Origin of the sequence: Ruegeria sp. HKCCA5426, from assembly GCF_013034585.1 — a bacterium.
Taxonomy (GTDB): Bacteria; Pseudomonadota; Alphaproteobacteria; order Rhodobacterales; family Rhodobacteraceae; genus Ruegeria.
This window is the reverse complement of the sequence record NZ_WQGH01000007.1, coordinates 39832-57557: the sequence shown is the minus strand read 5'-3', so window position 1 is coordinate 57557 and position 17726 is coordinate 39832. Positions and strand designations below refer to the sequence as shown.

At 56.1% G+C, this 17726-nt stretch carries 18 protein-coding genes, 2 tRNA genes and 1 riboswitch; of the genes, 13 read left to right on the top strand and 7 right to left on the bottom strand.

The genetic code is table 11. The annotated features are described in order from the left end of the window. Positions 1-2: 2 nt before the first annotated feature. Positions 3-1028: a LacI family DNA-binding transcriptional regulator gene (locus tag GOV87_RS12965; protein WP_171124211.1), complete on the bottom strand. Its 1026-nt coding sequence runs from the start codon at positions 1026-1028 to the stop codon at positions 3-5. A 114-nt stretch (positions 1029-1142) separates the two neighbouring features. Between GOV87_RS12965 and GOV87_RS12960 the strand changes: the two genes are divergently transcribed. Continuing rightward, a tRNA-Arg gene (locus tag GOV87_RS12960) sits at positions 1143-1219 on the top strand. 120 nt (positions 1220-1339) lie between these two features. Here the strand turns inward: GOV87_RS12960 and GOV87_RS12955 are convergent. Beyond that, on the bottom strand, positions 1340-1924 hold the full coding sequence (locus tag GOV87_RS12955; protein ID WP_171123950.1) for a TetR/AcrR family transcriptional regulator: 585 nt from the start codon (positions 1922-1924) through the stop codon (positions 1340-1342). A gap of 287 nt (positions 1925-2211) precedes the next feature. Between GOV87_RS12955 and GOV87_RS12950 the strand changes: the two genes are divergently transcribed. The 3 genes from GOV87_RS12950 to GOV87_RS12940 all read left to right on the top strand — a co-directional run bounded on the left by GOV87_RS12950 (position 2212) and on the right by GOV87_RS12940 (position 4465). Further along, the gene (locus tag GOV87_RS12950) at positions 2212-2892 is read left to right on the top strand and encodes a type 1 glutamine amidotransferase domain-containing protein (protein WP_171212176.1); all 681 of its coding nucleotides are present in this window, start codon (positions 2212-2214) and stop codon (positions 2890-2892) included. Positions 2893-2990: 98 nt separating this feature from the next. After that, on the top strand, positions 2991-3401 hold the full coding sequence (locus GOV87_RS12945; protein WP_171123953.1) for a DoxX family protein: 411 nt from the start codon (positions 2991-2993) through the stop codon (positions 3399-3401). A gap of 29 nt (positions 3402-3430) precedes the next feature. Further along, positions 3431-4465: an NADP-dependent oxidoreductase gene (locus GOV87_RS12940; RefSeq protein WP_171212067.1), complete on the top strand. Its 1035-nt coding sequence runs from the start codon at positions 3431-3433 to the stop codon at positions 4463-4465. Between the two features lie 149 nt (positions 4466-4614). Here the strand turns inward: GOV87_RS12940 and GOV87_RS12935 are convergent, their stop codons facing one another. Further along, positions 4615-6399 carry an ABC transporter ATP-binding protein gene (locus tag GOV87_RS12935; protein ID WP_171212066.1) on the bottom strand — a complete coding sequence of 595 codons (1785 nt, stop codon included), beginning with the start codon at positions 6397-6399 and terminating at the stop codon, positions 4615-4617. A gap of 543 nt (positions 6400-6942) precedes the next feature. Here GOV87_RS12935 and GOV87_RS12930 point away from each other — a divergent pair. The 3 genes from GOV87_RS12930 to glf are packed head-to-tail and all read left to right on the top strand — an operon-like array spanning position 6943 to position 9787. After that, on the top strand, positions 6943-7743 hold the full coding sequence (locus tag GOV87_RS12930) for a glycosyltransferase family 25 protein (RefSeq protein WP_171124221.1): 801 nt from the start codon (positions 6943-6945) through the stop codon (positions 7741-7743). After that, complete coding sequence (locus GOV87_RS12925; protein ID WP_171212065.1) at positions 7740-8633, top strand: hypothetical protein; 894 nt, start codon at positions 7740-7742, stop codon at positions 8631-8633. Before GOV87_RS12930 ends, GOV87_RS12925 begins: the two co-directional genes overlap by 4 nt. After that, positions 8630-9787: a UDP-galactopyranose mutase gene (gene glf, locus GOV87_RS12920; protein ID WP_217360851.1), complete on the top strand. Its 1158-nt coding sequence runs from the start codon at positions 8630-8632 to the stop codon at positions 9785-9787. Before GOV87_RS12925 ends, glf begins: the two co-directional genes overlap by 4 nt. Positions 9788-9793: 6 nt before the next feature. Here glf and arsB read toward each other — a convergent pair whose 3' ends face one another. From arsB to GOV87_RS12900, 4 genes are read right to left on the bottom strand one after another with little or no spacing between them, the layout of a single operon-like run. After that, on the bottom strand, positions 9794-10780 hold the full coding sequence (gene arsB, locus GOV87_RS12915) for an ACR3 family arsenite efflux transporter (protein ID WP_254447374.1): 987 nt from the start codon (positions 10778-10780) through the stop codon (positions 9794-9796). A gap of 41 nt (positions 10781-10821) precedes the next feature. Then, positions 10822-12087, bottom strand: a complete 1266-nt coding sequence (gene arsJ, locus GOV87_RS12910; protein WP_171212063.1) for an organoarsenical effux MFS transporter ArsJ — start codon at positions 12085-12087, stop codon at positions 10822-10824. Further along, complete coding sequence (locus GOV87_RS12905) at positions 12084-13082, bottom strand: ArsJ-associated glyceraldehyde-3-phosphate dehydrogenase (RefSeq protein ID WP_171212062.1); 999 nt, start codon at positions 13080-13082, stop codon at positions 12084-12086. Before GOV87_RS12905 ends, arsJ begins: the two co-directional genes overlap by 4 nt. After that, positions 13079-13912, bottom strand: coding sequence for a helix-turn-helix domain-containing protein (locus GOV87_RS12900; protein ID WP_171212061.1), 834 nt, complete (start codon positions 13910-13912; stop codon positions 13079-13081). Before GOV87_RS12900 ends, GOV87_RS12905 begins: the two co-directional genes overlap by 4 nt. 164 nt (positions 13913-14076) lie before the next feature. On the opposite strand from GOV87_RS12900, the gene GOV87_RS12895 reads away from it, so the two are divergent. The 6 genes from GOV87_RS12895 (at position 14077) to GOV87_RS12875 (ending at position 17717) form a co-directional block, all read left to right on the top strand. Then, a tRNA-Thr gene (locus GOV87_RS12895) sits at positions 14077-14152 on the top strand. A 467-nt stretch (positions 14153-14619) separates the two neighbouring features. Then, a riboswitch (cobalamin riboswitch) is annotated at positions 14620-14832 on the top strand. Positions 14833-14862: 30 nt separating this feature from the next. Further along, a complete protein-coding gene (locus GOV87_RS12890; RefSeq protein ID WP_171212060.1) occupies positions 14863-15006 on the top strand; it encodes a hypothetical protein in 144 nt (47 codons plus the stop codon). Positions 15007-15039: 33 nt separating this feature from the next. Further along, positions 15040-15171 (top strand): hypothetical protein, encoded by a 132-nt coding sequence (locus tag GOV87_RS20570; protein ID WP_256367674.1) that lies wholly within the window; start codon positions 15040-15042, stop codon positions 15169-15171. Next, positions 15171-15929 (top strand): metal ABC transporter ATP-binding protein, encoded by a 759-nt coding sequence (locus GOV87_RS12885; protein ID WP_171212059.1) that lies wholly within the window; start codon positions 15171-15173, stop codon positions 15927-15929. Before GOV87_RS20570 ends, GOV87_RS12885 begins: the two co-directional genes overlap by 1 nt. Next, complete coding sequence (locus GOV87_RS12880) at positions 15922-16824, top strand: metal ABC transporter permease (protein WP_217350996.1); 903 nt, start codon at positions 15922-15924, stop codon at positions 16822-16824. Before GOV87_RS12885 ends, GOV87_RS12880 begins: the two co-directional genes overlap by 8 nt. Further along, entirely contained in the window at positions 16821-17717 is an 897-nt protein-coding gene (locus tag GOV87_RS12875) for a metal ABC transporter solute-binding protein, Zn/Mn family (RefSeq protein ID WP_171212058.1), read from the top strand. The genes GOV87_RS12880 and GOV87_RS12875 overlap by 4 nt, the downstream gene beginning before the upstream one ends. The last annotated feature ends 9 nt before the right edge of the window (positions 17718-17726 follow it).

Below are 17726 nucleotides of genomic sequence, written 5' to 3'. Positions count from 1 at the left end.
GGTCAGCGTCGTTTCAACGTGTCGCCATAGCTGATCTTGGGGGTCAAGGTCACGCGGGTGTCGACCTCGGCGTTCGGATCGGCAAGTTGCGTGGCGATGATCTCGGCCGCTTTGCGCCCGATCTCCAACCGGCAGGCATCCATCGTGGCCAGCTTGCGCGGCAGACCTTGCAAAAGCTCGACATTATTGAACCCAGCCAAGCCGATCTGGCCAGGCACATCAATGCCTTGATCCAGTAGGTAAAGCAGGCCACCTGCGCCAATCATATCGTTGGAATAATACAGGAAATCCAATTCAGGTGAGCGTTCCAGCATGGCTTGCGTCATCTCGCGCCCCTTGGCCAGTGCCGAGCCACCAGAGTAGAACTCTCGATCCTCGATTTCGATGCCGTGCTTGCCCAGCACTTCGGTGAACCCTTCGAACCGCTTACGCGCCCGGTGATCCAGCGGCATTTTGGTGCCCATGAACCCGATATGTTCATAGCCAGCCTTAAGGATCGCCTGCGCCATCTCGCGCCCCGCCCGACGGTGCGAAATCCCGACCATCGCGTCCACCGGTTTACCGTCGGTGTCCATGACTTCGACCACTGGAATGCCCGCAGAATCCAGCATGGCGCGGGCCGCGTCCGTGTGCTCCAGCCCGGCGATGATCACGCCTGAGGGCCGCCACGAAAGCATCTCGTACAGAACTTTTTCTTCTTTTTCCGGCAGGTAATCGGTGACGCCGACCACGGGTTGCAACTCGGTATCTTCCAACACCTGATTGATCCCTGTCAGAACTTCCGGGAAAACCATGTTGGACAGCGATGGAATAATGACAGCCACCAGATTGACCCGGCTTGATGCCAACGCGCCTGCGATTTTGTTCGGCACATAGCCCAGTTCTTTTGCAGCGGCCAAGACCCGGGTTCGGGTGGCGTCAGACACGTCCCCCCGGTTTCGCAATACCCGACTGACCGTCATCTCGGATACGCCGGACGCCTCAGAGACATCACGAAGGGTAAGCGGGCGTTTTGTATCTGTCGTCACTGGGGTACCTGCGTAGTTGTTTTGTGGAATGGTAGCGTGAACAGAGCGCAATTTACAACTGTTGTGCAAAGGCCATGACAACCAGAAAAAACACAGGTAGAGAGAGCCTTGCGCGGCCCCGTGGCTCAACTGGATAGAGCAGCCCCCTCCTAAGGGGCAGGTTGCAGGTTCGAATCCTGCCGGGGTCGCCAGTTTTGCAATGGCTTGTGGGCTTGCAGCGTTGTGCTTAACCGCTCTTGGCGTGCACCCTTAGGTCAGGATCGTCCGCAGAAAGGTAAGCCGCCCTCAGACCCAGAACTGTGCGCAGACCCCTAGTTAGACACACCTATACCCAGAGTTTGCCGTGTGTTTGTCAGCACAATTTCAAATGGATCATGCGACTTGGATATCTTGACCATGATGCTGGCCCCCAACCACAAGTAATACAGACTGGCTGCCACAGCAGTGGGGGTCTGAGACACGCGAAGGGACCCATCTGACACGCCCGCTCGGACGACAGTTGCGAGGCGAGAGATGATGCCGTCTGTTCCATCTTTTAATGCGCGCCGCATCGGTTCGGAAAAATCCGATACCTCCGCGCCAAGCTTCACAGCCAGACACCGGCTTTCGCAATCCTCAAGGCCCTGATTTTCGCGCCAGTTCGAGAAATACAGCATCAACATCTCAGCCGCTGTAAGCCCTTGTTTCGCAAAGAGATGGTCCAGATTTGCATGGTAGGATTCAAAGTACTCGTTTAGCAATACCACGCCAAATGCATCCTTCGATTCGAAGAAATGATAGAACGAGCCTTTCGGTACACCTGCAGCTTTTAGGATTTCTGCAAGGCCAACGGCACTGAAACCTTTTTGACCGATCAGGGATTGGCCAGCGGTTACAATGTTAGATCGCGTATTCATCTGCCCCGCCTTCTTACCCGGTTCAGGTCTGCTTCCATGATAGACGGATAGTCTAATACTCCAGCCGCGAACGTACAATAGGTCGACCAAGAATTGAGATATTTGGCAAAAGTATAAAATTTTTGGCCAAGGATTTGAAAAATAAATTACTAGACGACCGGTCTAGTTTGGCGTAGGTGAGTTGCCCAAGACCCTCTTTGCCGCGATGAACGCGGGGGCGTGCCCCCGGTCGCGGTGCAGGTGGAATGCACGATCCAACTGAATTGACCCAACTTGGAAAGCAGAACATGAAAATCCTGATGGTACTGACCTCGCATTACAAACTCGGTGAAACCGGGCTAAAAACCGGTTTCTGGCTCGAAGAGCTGGCTGCGCCTTACTACGTCTTCAAAGATGCTGGCGCGGAAATCACCTTGGCATCTCCGCTGGGTGGTCAGCCTCCGCTTGATCCTAAAAGCGCCGAAGAAGGTTTCCAGACAGATGCGACTCGGCGGTTCGAAGCTGATGCCGATGCCACGGCGCAACTTGCAGACACCGTTAAACTGGCTGATGTCGCCCATGACACATTTGATGCGGTCTTCTATCCGGGTGGGCACGGTCCGTTGTGGGATTTGGCCGAAGACGCACAGTCGATTGCCTTAATCGAAGCATTCCATGCGGCTGGAAAACCGGTTTCGCTGGTATGCCATGCGCCCGGCGTTCTGAAACACGTGAAAGACGGCAACGGCAATCCGCTGGTTGCCGGTAAAAAGGTTACGGGTTTCACCAACACGGAAGAGGAAGCAGTTGAATTGACCAAAATCGTCCCATTCCTGGTTGAGGATATGCTCAAAAGCAATGGGGGCGAATATTCCTGTGGTGAAGATTGGGCGCCCTATGTCTTGCAGGACGGCTTGCTGATCACTGGTCAGAACCCGGCCTCATCTGAAGGCGCTGCGGAAAAACTAATCGCAGCCGTGAATTCGTGATCAAAAAGCGGGGCGGTGAACAGCGGTCCCGTCTTTTCGATTCAGGCTGGAAACCTTAGCAAAATTTGCAATTACGTAATTTAGGAAGTCGCAACATCATGAGCATAACACTTGGTCGATGCCTTCTAGCCGTCTATTTCCTCATCCCCGGACTGATGAAGTTCGCTGCTTTTGATATGCATGTTGCGCTGATGCAGCAGCATAACGTCCCCGCGCCAGTGCCGTTGCTGGTTGTGGCCGGAGTTGCCAATGTTGCCGGTGCGCTTTTGCTACTGTTCAATCGTTTTGTTCGCGCGGCCAGTTTTGGCCTTGTTGCCTATATCCTTTTGGTGAACTTTTGCCTGCATGACTTTTGGAATTTTGAAGGTGTCCAAGGCCAGCATGAGGTTCAGAATTTTGTCAAAAACCTTGGGATTTTGGCTGGAACACTCATCCTTGCCGGAGCCAGCCCAAAAAGGCCGCTTGATCTGACTTTGCTGTCAAAATCAGACAACGCATATGCCGCCTGACCTAATAACTGAGATCAAAGGGAGATAAAATGTCACAATCAGCAGATACAAATCGCCGGATCGTTCTGAACGAACGTCCCGTAGGTTTGCCGGACGAAAACACGCTGCGGATGGAAACCACGGACGTGCCAACGCCCGGCGAAAACGAAATGCTAATCCGCACGGTTTATCTGTCGCTTGACCCCTACATGCGCGGTCGGATGAACGATGCCAAATCTTACGCGGAACCGGTTGCCATTGGTGGCGTCATGACAGCGCAGGTTGTGGGTCAGGTGGTTGTATCCAATCTGGCGGGGTATGAAGCGGGGGATTACGTTCTGTCCGGCAGCGGGTGGCAGGATTACGCGATTTCTGACGGAACCCAGGTCATCAATCTGGGCAAGAAGCCGCAGAACCCGTCCTGGGCCTTGGGCATTCTGGGTATGCCTGGATACACGGCCTACGCAGGTCTTCTGAAAATCGGTGAGCCGAAACCGGGTGAAACCGTTGTTGTTGCCGCTGCTGCGGGGCCAGTGGGTGCAACGGTTGGGCAGATCGCCAAGCTTAAGGGGTGTCGGGTTGTCGGCGTTGCTGGCGGGGCTGAAAAATGCGCTCATGTGGTCGAAAACCTTGGTTTTGACGCCTGCATTGATCATAACGCCGATGATTTTGCAGCCCAGCTCGCCGCGGCGTGTCCAGACGGCATCGACGTGTATTTTGAGAACGTGGCCGGCAAAGTCCTGTACGCCGTGTTGCCCCTGCTGAACCCGTTTGCGCGCATTCCGGTGTGCGGCATCGTTGCCTGGTATAACCTGACCGGCCTGCCCGAAGGCCCGGATATGGGCCCCGCGATCATGGGAACCCTGCTGCGGCTAAAGGTCAAAATGCAGGGCTTCATCATCTTCGATAGTTTCCCACCGTCGGTTTATCAGGAATTCACCCGCGACATGACGGGTTGGATCGAAGACGGGTCGATCAAGTACAAGGAACACATGGTCGACGGTCTCGAAAACGCGCCCCAAGCTCTGAACCAATTGCTGCAGGGGGGTAATTTCGGAAAGATGGTAATCAACGTCGCCGCGTGATCTTATCCGGCGGCATCACGAATTTCCGGGGCCAACAGGTGGCCCCGGTAGAATTCGACCTTTGACTGGGATCTGATTGGGATGCGGCCAAGCCGATTGCGTGGCTTACCTTAGCGGACGGTCCATCGCATCCACAGCGCCAAACGGGTTTATTCCGCCACTTCGGCTTCTGGTTCCCGTTTCTTGAATTGCTCATCAAACAAGCTGCGGAAACTGCCGTTTTTGTGCAGTAGCTCATCAAGGTTGCCTTGTTCGACGACAGCGCCGTCCTGAACAACCATGATCTTGTCGGCCTCCAGAATCGTCGACAGGCGGTGTGCGATCACGATCACCGTGACGTCCTTGGTCAAGGCATCCAGTGCTTCTTTGACCAACGACTCGGATTTTGCATCCAGCGCGCTTGTCGCCTCGTCCAGCAACAGAATCTCGGCGTTGCGCAGGATCGCACGAGCGATCGCGACCCTTTGCTTCTGGCCACCTGACAGGAAGGTGCCGTTTTCGCCAACAGGAGTATCGTAGCCTTTGGGCAACTCGCTGATAAAGTCATGCGCATGGGCGGCTTTCGCTGCCGCGATGACCTCTTCATCTGTTGCATCCGGCGCCGAGCAGCGAAGGTTCTCCATGATCGAGGTGGAAAACAGGAAGGTGTCCTGACCAACGTAGGAAATCTTGCGTCGCAATGATGAGAAGCTGACATTTCGCAAGTCCTGCCCGTCGATTTCCACACTGCCTTCGTCAGGGTCATAGAAGCGCATGATCAGGCCAAACAGCGTTGACTTGCCGCCGCCCGACTGACCCACCAGCGCTGTGGTCTTGCGCGCCTCGAACGTCAGGCTCAAGTCTTCGATCAACGGCATCGACCCCTGATACCCAAAGGTCACGTTGCGCAACGCGATCTCCCCCGGACCGTCGAGAAGGTCTTTGGCATCCGGGCTTTCCTGCATCGTGTCTTCCTGATCCAACAGGCTAAACAACAAGCCGACACCGACCATTGCAGTTTCGATCTGGACGCGCATTTTGGACAGCCGTTTTGCGGGCTCATAGGCCATAAGCAGAGCGGTGATAAACGACATGAGCTGACCGGCGGTTGGCTGCTCGGTTCCGGCAAGTCCGATTGTGCTGACGATCAGGACGCCCGCTACGGCCAAACCAGCAAGAAACTCCATCAACGGGCTGGCGATGGATTGAAGCCGCGCAATGTCGTTGGAACGCTGCTCAACCTTGTGGATGGCGGTATCCATCCGGTTGATCATCTTGTCCTCAAGCGAAAACACCTTGATCACTTTGATTCCGGCGGATGTCTCCTGCAGAACGCGGATGATCTCGGCCAGGGACTTGAACTCGGCCTGCATGATCGACCGGACGCTTTTCAACAGGTAGCGGACGCCCATCAACGCTATGGGGCCGACGATAAAGAACATCACCGACAAAACCGGCTGCTGATACACCATTACGATAACAAGCCCGACCAGTGTCAGGGTGTCGCGGACAAAGCCGGTGACAAGGACGTCGATCAGCTTTCGCGCCGCCTGCGTCCCTTGGGTTGTCCGCATCAACAGGTTTGACGATTCATTTTTGGAAAAGAAGGAAACGCCGTGCCTGAGCAGTTTACGATATACCTTTTCCTGCTGAACGGCCACGATCCGGTTCCCGGCGCGGGCGAGATAGACCGCCTGAATGTAAGAAGCGACGGCTTTAACCAGGAAGAGGCCAATGACGCCCAGCGCGATCAAATGAGCCCAGCCGCGCATCTCGGGGCTGGTCATCGCATCGACGATGTATTCCATCATGTAGGCGGAACCGGCTGTCGTCACCGCCACGGCAATCATCGCAACAATCGCGACGGCGTATAGTCCACCTTGCGCAAAGAAGCTCTCGCTGATGAGGCGGCCCATATAGCCTGACCGCCATTTGTCCCAGGCGCGCTTAATCATTGCGTTCTCCAGATCGTGAAACTGTGCGCTCGCTCAGATAACCTATAACCGTTCTTCTCTAAAGGGCAGATGAAATGAATTGACCCAACGGTTTGTTCTGACTGTTTGGCGATAGCCCCAGCCAGATAGGTGTCAGGAAAGCTGTCGGCAAGAGTCATTGATGAAAAGAGAAGACGTTTTTGTTGTCAGCATCCGATAAAGCCGGGCAAGGGCGTTTGAAAGATGGGGTGTTTCGAGTGATTCGTTGCGTTTTTTAAGTATTTGAAAAGCAACAATAATTTCTGAAGCCTCGTGCGTGTGTTTTTGCCGCGAACAGCACTTTTTCTCTTTGTTTTTCGTCGCTTGCCTGTATCCATGCCAGGTCGCAAAGCTTGCGGGCGTAAATTTGATTTTCTGGCCTTTTGGATAGGTACTTGTAGTTGCGCGGTTTTTTGCCGCTGTGGGTTTTTAGCGTAGCTTTCGAAAAAAACGCTCGTTCTTTCGCTTTTCTACTGCTTAAATGTTAGTATTAGGAACGCGGAATATTAAGATGGTATTAAAGTCGTGTCGATCACTGCCGTTATCCTTAGCCTGCCAAAAGATGTAGAGCGGCGACGTTTCTGCGAAGCAGAACTGGCCCGCTTTGGATTGAGTCATGAGTTTTCGGATGCGATCGCGGGCGAACAGCTGGGCCGGTCAGACCTGAAACTCATTTATGATGAAGAAATGAACCGCGCTAAGTTCAAGCGCCCCCTTAGTCGAAATGAAGTGGCCTGCACGCTTGGGCACCGCCAGATCTGGCAGCACATCGCTGAATCCAGAGATTGTGTGGGCCTTGTTCTGGAAGACGATGCCACTTTCATCCGTGACCCACGATCCTTTTTGAACGCGCTTGCCGAATGTCCCGAGTGCTTTGAGGACGTCATGATCAAACTGGACGGCGTTCCGGGCAAGAACGCGCAGATCATCAAGGAATTTGCCGATCAGAACCTAGTTTTGTCTGACATTCTACCGCCCAGAACTACCGGTTATATCCTTGGGCGGCGCGCGGCTGCCAGATTGCTGCAGGTTGATGCTCCAATCGCGCGACCTGTCGATATCGACCTGAAATTCTATTGGGAACATAAGGTCCCCATACTGACCTTGGGCAAGCAGATGATTGCCGAGCGAGATTCGCATGACAGCAATATCGAAACTGCCCGTCGCAAGACCAAGCCGGGTTCGGCGGTCGAAAGATTTGTCCGCAACCTTGTCTATCAGGCCAAGTTTACGCATGGCCGGTTGAGCCACCCGCTGAACCCAGACATGATTGACGGGCTGGGTCCTTTGCTTCGCCCCGAACAGCAGGTCCGGTCCCACGTATGAAGAATAGCCTTGTGGTTGTCCGTGCGGGCAGCAACTCACTTCACCACCGGTGGCTGGACATCCCCTATGAGGACCGAAACTACGATCTATTGATCAGCTACTTTTCGGACGAAGCATATGCGGAATTTACGCCCGAACCCGGCGTCGAAGCGGTTTTGGTCAAAGGCGGTAAATGGGACGGGCTGTTCAAGACGCTTTCGAACCGTAATCTGGATCAATACGACTATTACTGGCTGCCGGACGATGATCTGGACATAAGCGCGTCAATGGTGAATGCGCTGTTCGACGCTATGGGCGGCTATGGACTGCGTATCGCACAGCCATCTCTCAGCCCGGACAGCTATTTTTCCCATTTTGTGTTTAGCCAGTGCCCCGGCTTTGTTCTGCGGTACACCAATTACATTGAGATCATGGCCCCATGTATGCATCGGGACATTCTGAAAAAGGCGTTGCCGCTGTTCGAAAACACCATGAGCGGCTACGGGCTGGATTACATCTGGTGCCGCTGGGCCGAAGCCGGGGCCTTCCGAACCGCGATTCTGGATGAAATCGCGATGCATCATACCCGTCCAGTCGGCAAGAACCTGAAAGCTGCCATGGCCGAGACTGGCAATCTCAGTTCGGAAGAAGAAGAAGCCGTCCTGAAAGAAATGTTCGATCTGTCCCGCCGTACGGTACCTGTTATTTTTGCCGGGATACTGAAAGGCGGACAGCCTGTTTCAGGTCGGCTTCAACTGGGATGGCTCATGTGCCGGGCGTGGTTGTCAAAACTGTCGAGTTTTCGCAATGCGGGCGAGGCGCGGTCCGGTGTCCTCAAGATCGCACGGCGGCAGTTGATCAAGCCGCTTGATATGACGACGATAAATTTGAAGACGAAGGCTTTGAAATGAAAGCAAGTCGTTTCCTGATGGTTGGCGCTGGACTGTCCGGTGCCGTGATAGGCCGAGCACTGGCCGAAGCAGGGCACGAAATAACAGTTGTCGACAGCCGCGACCATATCGGCGGCAACTGCCATACCCAGCGCGACGCGGATACCGGCGTCATGGTTCATGTCTATGGCCCCCATATCTTTCACACCGACGACGAAGAGGTCTGGGCCTATGTCAATCGGTATGCAAATTTCCTGCCCTACAAGAACCGGGTAAAGACAACCTCTCGGGGGCAGGTCTTTTCGCTGCCGGTCAACCTGCACACTATCAACCAGTTCTTTGGCAAGACGATGCGCCCGGACGAAGCCCATAGCTTTATCACCGAAGAAAAGGCCGACAGTTCAATCACTGATCCGCAGAGCTTTGAGGAACAGGCCATGCGGTTCGTCGGGCGCGACCTCTATGAGGCGTTCTTCAAAGGATACACGATCAAACAGTGGGGGTGTCACCCGTCCGAATTGCCTGCGTCGATCCTTAAACGCCTGCCGGTGCGGTTCAACTACGACGACAATTACTTTTTCCATCAGTTTCAGGGGATGCCAGAAAACGGCTATACCGACATGATCGCGGATATCCTTGATCACCCCTCGATCACGGTCAAACTGAACACGACCTTCGACCGCAACATGGCCGAGGGGTTTGGCCACGTCTTCTATTCGGGGCCGCTGGACGGCTACTTCGATTATGAGCTTGGGCGTCTCGGGTATCGCACGCTGGATTTTGAACGCTTTACCTATGACGGGGATTATCAAGGCTGTGCCGTCATGAATTACGGCGAAGAAGACGTCCCTTATACGCGGATCACCGAACACAAGCACTTTGCCCCTTGGGAAACACATGACGGGTCGGTCTGTTATCGCGAGTATTCGCGCGCGGCCCAGCCGGGCGACATTCCTTATTACCCGATCCGGCAGGTGAAGGAAAAAGCGCTGCTTGGCGAATATGTCGAGCTAGCTAACAAGACCGCGAACGTGACCTTTGTTGGCCGGTTGGGAACTTATCGCTATCTGGATATGGACGTCACGATCCGCGAGTCTTTGGATACGGCTGCGGCTGTTCTTGCGTCGCTGGAACGAGGTGACGACCTCAAACCGTTTTTTGTTTCGGTGCTCTAGGCGGGGTCATGCCTTGTGCGGGACCGCCGGATCCGGAAACCGGCTGCGTGTGCGGTTCGCAAAAGCCACGAGTGACAGCATTACCGGTACCTCAACCAGAACACCTACAACGGTTGCCAAGGCCGCGCCCGAGTTCAGCCCGAACAGGCTGATGGCGACGGCGATGGCCAGTTCAAAGAAGTTGGATGTGCCGATCATGGCGCAGGGGGCAGCGATGCGATGGGGCACCTTCAACGCATAGGCCGCACCATAGGCTAGCGCAAATATGCCGTAGCTTTGGATCAGAATGGGCACGGCGATCAGCACAATCACCAGCGGCTTGGCCAGAATGGTTTGCCCCTGCAGGCCGAACAGGATGACCACCGTGGTGATCAAACCCAGCACGGACCACGGTTTTACCCGAGCTGAGAACGCGTCAATGGCCTCTTGCGAGCCCAGTTTGCGCCGTGTGAGCAGACCGGCAATCAGGGGCAACACCACGTAGAGAACCGTTGCCAGAACCAAGGTCTGCCACGGGACCGAGATGTCGGTGACCCCCAACAGGAACGCGACGATCGGGGCAAAGGCCACGACCATAATCAGGTCGTTCACTGAGACCTGCACAAGTGTATAGGTCGCATCCCCTTTGGTAAGCTGAGACCAGACAAACACCATCGCCGTACAGGGGGCCGCGCCCAACAGGATCAGACCAGCGGTGTATTGCGCGGCGTCTTCTGGTTTGATCCACGGCGCAAACACGTAGTCAAAGAACAAGACTGCCAGCAAAGCCATTGTGAACGGCTTGACCAGCCAGTTAACCACCAGCGTGACGATAAGGCCCTTGGGCTGACGGGCGACCCCTGCGACAGCGCCGAAATCGACGCTGACCATCATCGGATAGACCATGGCCCAGATCAGAACGGCCACCACAAGATTGACGCTGGCGAACTCAGCCGATGCGATAAATGCCACCAGACCGGGGGCTGCCAGCCCGATCAGCACGCCTGCGATCATGGCCAGGGCGACCCAAACAGTCAGGTAGCGTTCGAAAATGCTCAAGAGTACGCCTCATTCGTTTGATCGGTGAGCTTGCTTGAGGTCAGCGCCGCCAAGGCTACCATAATAGCAGCAGTTCCCAGCACCAGTGGAAGGCCGCCGATCTGATAGGTCAGGCCGGACAGGACAGTGCCCAGCAAACGGCCCGTCGCGTTTGCCATGTAATAAAACCCGACATCCATCGTGACCCGCTCGGACTTGGTGAAGGCAAGGATCAGGTAGGAATGCAGCGAGGAATTGACCGCAAATATCGCCCCGAACACCAGTAAGCCAAGAACCAGTGTCACGGTCAGCCATGCCTCAGGCCCCGACGACATCAGGACAGCCACCGTCAATGCAGCCGGGACACAGAACAGGGCCGAAGCCCAATTGCGGGCTGCCCGGATCAGGTCGCCCTCGGTCCGCTCGGACGCGTGCAGAATTTTGGGCGCGCTGGCCTGAACTGCTCCGTATAGGATAACCCAGACGGCCATGAAGGTGCCGATCATGAAAAAGGCCGCGCGGTTTCCTTCTTCGGTCCCGTCGGACAGGACCGCGTAGAAATAAATCGGAATACCAACCACGAACCACACATCCCGCGCGCCGAACAGAAAGACACGCGCTGCAGACAGCCAGTTTACATTTGCGGATTTGGAAAAGACCTCGGAAAACTTGGCGCCCTTGCGTCCTTGCGGCAGGCCGTGTGGCATCAACACAAAGACCGCAACCAGAATGAGTGCCAGCACAATGGCCATCGCCAGCGTCGCCCACATGAAGCCCACCGTTGCCAGCAGACCGGCCCCTAGCAGAAAGCCCAAACCTTTGACCGCGTTTTTCGATCCGGTCAGAATGGCGACCCAGCGAAACAGTCCTCCGCCCGTTGTTGGGGCCAGCAGTTTCACGGCGGATTTGGATGACATCTTGGCCAGATCCTTGGCTACCCCGCTGGCGCCCTGAACGATCATCACAAAGACGACTTTGACCGGAATTGCCCAGTTAGGGTCTAGTTGCGCTAACACCAGCAGCGCCCCGACCTGTAGCGCAAGCCCTGCATACAGCGTTGAGGTCAGGCCGAACCGCGCCGCGATCCAACCGGCCGCCAGGTTCGTGACCATCCCGGCGATTTCGTAAAGGACGAACAAATACGCCAGCTGCACCGGCGAGAACCCCATCGTATGAAAGTGCAATAGCACCAGCATCCGCAGAGCTCCGTCGGTCAGCATGAAAGCCCAATAAGCTGCCGTGACCGCAATATAGGCCGACAGTCCTTCGGGCCGGTCGGTCACAGCGCGGCCCCGACCATCAGCGCCACATCAACCAGACGATGCGCATAGCCCATCTCGTTGTCATACCACGCATAGATTTTCACCTGCGTTCCGTTCACCACCATGGTCGAAGGCGCGTCGACAATCGAAGACCGCTCGTCATTGGTGTAATCGGTTGAGACCAGCGGCCGGGTCTCATAGCCCAGAATGCCCCTTAGTTCGCCCTCGGCGGCGGCTTTGAAGAAGGTGTTAACTTCTTCAGCGGTGGTTTCGCGTTCAACCTCGAACACGCAGTCGGTCAGCGAGGCATTCAGCAGCGGCACCCGAACCGCGTGGCCGTTCAATCGGCCCTTTAGTTCGGGATAGATCAGCGTGATCGCCGTGGCGGACCCGGTGGTGGTCGGGATCAGCGAATTCAGCGCCGACCGCGCACGCCGCAGGTCTTTGGCGGGGCGGTCCACGATGGTTTGGGTGTTGGTCACATCGTGGATCGTGGTCATCGAGCCATGGCGGATACCCAGATTTTCGTGGATGACCTTAACGACCGGGGCCAGACAGTTCGTGGTGCAGGACGCAGCCGTCACGATGTGGTGCATAGCAGGGTTATAGGTGCCCTCATTCACGCCCATCACGATATTGGCGGTGGGGCCGTCCTTGACCGGGGCCGAGACGACCACCTTCTTCACCCCTGCCTCGAAATACGGTGCCAGTTTGGCCTCGGTCTTGAACACGCCAGTGCAGTCGATCACCACATCCACGCCGTCCAATGGCAGGTCGGACAGGTCATTGGTGCCAACGAACGGCAGGCGCGTGCCATTGATCGTCACGCTGCCCGCGTCATGGGAAAATTCGGCATCCCAACGGCCGTGGACTGTGTCGAATTCCAGCAGATGCGCGTGCATCTCGGGGTTGCCGACGCCATCATTGACCCAGGCGATCTTGGCGCCCTTCTCGATCAGAGGTTTCAGGGCCAGTTTTCCCATCCGGCCGAGGCCGTTTACCGCGTAAGTGGTCATTTCGTGTCCTCGACGTGGGTTCTGCCGATATCGTCGACGGCAGTTTGCAATGCGATCCGATCCAGGCTTTCGACCGGCAAAGAGGTGAACGCTTCGATCCGCCGTTTCAGCGCACCATATGCGTTTTGGAAGGCAAGGCTTTGCTCGGCCTCTGTGCCGGTTGTCTTGACCGGGTCGACCATACCCCAGTGGCCGCTGATGGGCTGACCTTCCCAAGCGGGGCATTCTTCGTTGGCGGCCTGATTGCAGACCGTAAAGACGAAATCCATCTCGGGCGCATCGTCTGTGGCGAACTCGGACATATGTTTCGAGCGCAGGCCTGATGTATCGTGCCCCTTATCGCTCAGCACCTGAACGGCAAAGGGGTTGAGTTTCGACGTAGGTTGCGTGCCCGCGGAATAGACGTTGAACCGATCCCCGCCCAACGTCCGCAGAAGGGATTCAGCAAAGATCGAGCGGGCGGAATTTCCCACACACAGAAAAAGTACGTTGAATTTCCGATCCGTCATTTTCCTGGTTCCTTGTGTTGAAGGCATACAGATAGCAGGTCGTCCACGGCAGCAGTCGTTCAGCAGGAATTCCAGCATGTGCTGCACATTCTTCATTTCAATTGAATAGAGCAGAGAGGTTCCCACCCGTTCCTGCGTCACCAGACCCGACCGCTGAAGTGCGTTCAGGTAGTTCGACAAGGTGCTGGCCTTGATCCCCAGTTCCGTTGCCAACTCACCTGCCGGGACGGTGTCAGGAAATCGTCGCATCAACATGCGAAACACGGAGATGCGCTGCGGGTGGCCAAGAATGGCAAGTTGGTCGGTTATCTGATCTATCATATTTCATGAAATATTGAATTATAAATGAGTCGGCAACGCGTGATCCACGCTGTTACAAATAATTCACAATTGAAGCTGGAAAGCGCAGCACCTGTTCGGTGGAGGAAATCCGGCAGATCAAGACTTGCACGCCACTTTGGGACCGTTTAAACGGTCCTGCGTTTGCCTCAATAGCTCAGCTGGTAGAGCAGGTCCTTCGTAAGGACAAGGTCGGGGGTTCGAGTCCCTCTTGAGGCACCACCTTCTCAATTTCGATGCAAATTAGGATTTGGGATCAAGGCTTTCAGCCATTCTTCTTGGTGCCGATGGCGTTTTCGACTTTGATAAATCCAGTCTGGGCTGCGGTCAGGATTGGCAATTGGGTAATCGCGGGGCATCGTAACAGCGCAAACCGCGGTGGTGCATACCGAACACTCAAATTTAGTGGGTCTCAACGTCTGTTTCAGAAAAACGATTCGACAAGTTGGATCGCTGTCTTGCCCTTCATTAGTCGAAACAGCTTCAAGATCAGGTGTTCAACCCTGACCGGAAGGGTCGAAGTTGAGAGGCAATGCCAAAGGAAAACCGCAACATGGCGTTTATTCTCGCATTGAACCTCTGTTCAGAGCGCATGTGGTCTTGGGGTCGGGCTTCCTTTTGCCGCGCCCCACGCAGCGGCGTACAACTGCCAAGGCCGGGTGTGGACCCTTGCCGAATCGACCCGGTTCCTATTTTGTCGCCGGGATGGTTCCCGACCGCTGTTTGCGGGAAGGGATAAAAGGGAATACGGTGCGACCCGGTCAAATGGGTCAAGTCCGTGACTGCCCCCGCAACTGTAGGCGGTGAGCGACCCGAGATCGTCCACTGGACATTTGTCTGGGAAGGATCGGGAAAGCGTAGACCCGTAAGTCAGGAGACCTGCCATCCGAATATTTAAGAACCTGGGCGGGGTGTCCCAGAGGGAGATGACAATGTTTCAAGCGGTTGTGCCGCCCGTTGTCTTGTACTCGCCTGTCCCCCGTCTGAATGAAGGAGGCGATGCGCATGTCATTGCATTACTGTCGGTTCAGGCCCTGCGGAATGTGCAGGGACATCGCCGCCTTGACGCTGTCTGAGTACGCTTGCCTTATGCCCTGCGAGGCAACCCCATGACGCGCCGTTCGAATTATGCCGTGGGCCAACGCGGACGCTGTCTGACCGAGCTCAGCGTGCCGGTTCTGGTCGCGGGTGCCTTGGTGCTGTCTGCGCTGTTGTGGCTTGCGATTTACATGGTGATCTGATGACGGCTGTTCTGCAAATCCGCGATGTGACGCTTGGGTACCGCGAACTGACGTTGTTTCGCCGACTGACGATGGATATCGAGGCGGGAACAACCTTGGCTGTGTTAGGTGCCAACGGGTCAGGTAAAAGCACGTTTGTGAAAATGTTATTGGGCTTGATTGACCCACTGTCGGGCAGCCTGAACTGGCCCAAGGGCCGCCCGCGCGAAATCGGTTACTTGGCACAAATGACGGAATTTGACCGGCGTTTCCCAATTCGCGTGCGGGACTTGGCGGCAATGGGTGCCTGGCGCGGGTTTGGATTTCGGTCGGGGCTGGACAACGCGGCACGTGACCGAATGACCGCTGCGCTGGACGAGGCCGGTGTTCTTGATATCGCTGACCGCCCAATTCACATGCTGTCAGGTGGGCAGTTGCAGCGCGCCCTGTTCGCTCGTGTCATTATGCAGGACGCACCGCTGATCCTGCTGGACGAGCCGTTTGCGGCCGTTGACCAAAGCACCGAGGCGCATCTGCTGTCGATTATTCACCGCTGGCGTGACGAGGGGCGCTCTGTTGTGTTGGTGGTGCACGACCTGTCTTCGGTGCTGGACCATTGCAGCCACGCCCTGTTGCTTGGCGGGCAAGAGGCCACGCATGGCCCGGTGGATGATGTACTGACGCCGGACCGTTTGGTTGCCCAAGGGTATCTGTCCGAAAGCCAGGCGTCCTGGATGTTCCGGTCCAGCCCAAAACCGCAGGAGCCCGCGCATGTTTGAACTGCTCAGCGAAATGTGGGGCTTCGCCTTTATGCGCCGTGCTTTCGTGGTCACGACCGTCTTGTCGGCTTCGGTTGCTCCGGTCGGGGCGTTTCTTGTTCTGCGGCGTCTGTCGCTGGCGGGCGAGGCGATGGCGCATGCGATCACACCGGGCATTGTCATTGGTTTCGTGACCGCTGGCCTGTCAGTCATGTCATTGCTGGTGGGCGGTCTGATCGCGGGTGTCGGTGTCGCAATGCTGACGGCGTTGTTGGCGCGCAGAACGATCCTGCGCAGCGACGCCAGCCTTGCGTCGCTCTATCTGATCGCGCTGGCGGTTGGGATATTCATTCTGTCTGCGGCGGGGTCGGCTGTTCCGCTGAAAAGCTTCCTGTTTGGCTCGATCCTTGGGATCGACGACGCGTCGATGCTGCTGGTGGGTGGTGTGGCGACCGTAACGCTGGTGGCCTTTGCCTTCCTTCTGCGGCCTTTGATTGTCAGCACCTGCGACCCGGTTTTCTTTGAAACTCAAACGCGGCGGCCCTGGCTGGTGGATCAGGGGTTCATGCTGCTGCTGGTGCTGAACCTGCTGGCCGCATTCAAGACTTTGGGCACGCTGATGGCCGTTGGTCTGATGATCCTGCCCGCAACAGCGGCACGATACTGGGCCAGTACGATTACAGCTCAGTTGGTTCTGGGCTTCGTTTTTGCGCTGTCCAGTTGCTGGATCGGGCTGACCCTGTCTTACCTGTTCCCAGAGACCCCGTCCGGACCGGCCATTGTTCTGGTCGCGGGCGGAATTTTCCTAGTCTCGGCCATCTTCGGCCCACTTGGTTTTGGCAAAAGAGCCCGCAAACCAGTCGTGTCCAACGACATTCCCGTTGCTCAGATTCAACAAGAAGAGAAAGCACAATGACTCTTATAAAATCGCTCTATGCCGGCATCGCCTCGGCTTCGTTTGCCTTGGTCGCATTTCCGGCCATTGCAGGTGAGGACGACGTCCAGATTGTCGCCAGTTTCTCGATCCTCGGGGACATGGTTGAAGAGGTCGTTGGCGATCTGGCCAACGTGACGACGATCGTTGGCCCCGACGCAGACGCGCATGTCTATCAGCCTTCGGTCGCCGACGCCAAAGCCGTTGCCAAAGCTGACATCATCTTTGTCAACGGTCTGGGCTTTGAAACATGGTCCGACACGCTGATTTCAGAATCGGGTACTGATGCCACGGTACACGTCGCCACCGATGGGATTACTCCAGTCAAGGTCGACGGCGAAATCGACCCGCATGCGTGGAACTCATTGTCGAACGGGGTGGTCTATGTGACCAATGTCGCGGATGTGTTGAAAGCTGCGATGCCTGAGCACGCGGATCAGATCGCGGCCAATGCCGAAGCCTATATCGCAGAGCTTGAGGCGCTGGACGCAGAGACCAAGTCCAAGTTGGCAGACCTTCCTGCAGACCGCCGCACCGTCGTAACCGCGCATGATGCGTTCGGATATCTGGCTGATGCTTACGGCCTGACTTTCCTGGCCCCCGTCGGGATCGACACCGAGGCGGAACCATCCGCAAAAGATCTGGCCATCCTGATCGACCAACTGAAGGCCGAAGGTGCAGCCGCTCTGTTCGTGGAAAACATCACCAGCCCCGCTCTGGTTCAGCAAATCTCGGATGAGACCGGCATTGTCATCGGTGGACGCCTGTTTTCCGATGCGCTGTCCGAGCGGGGAGGCCCCGCGACCAGCTACCTTGCTATGTTCCAGCACAATCTGGGCACGCTGATGAACGCGCTGGGCGAACCCGCAAGCTGATTAGAAGTT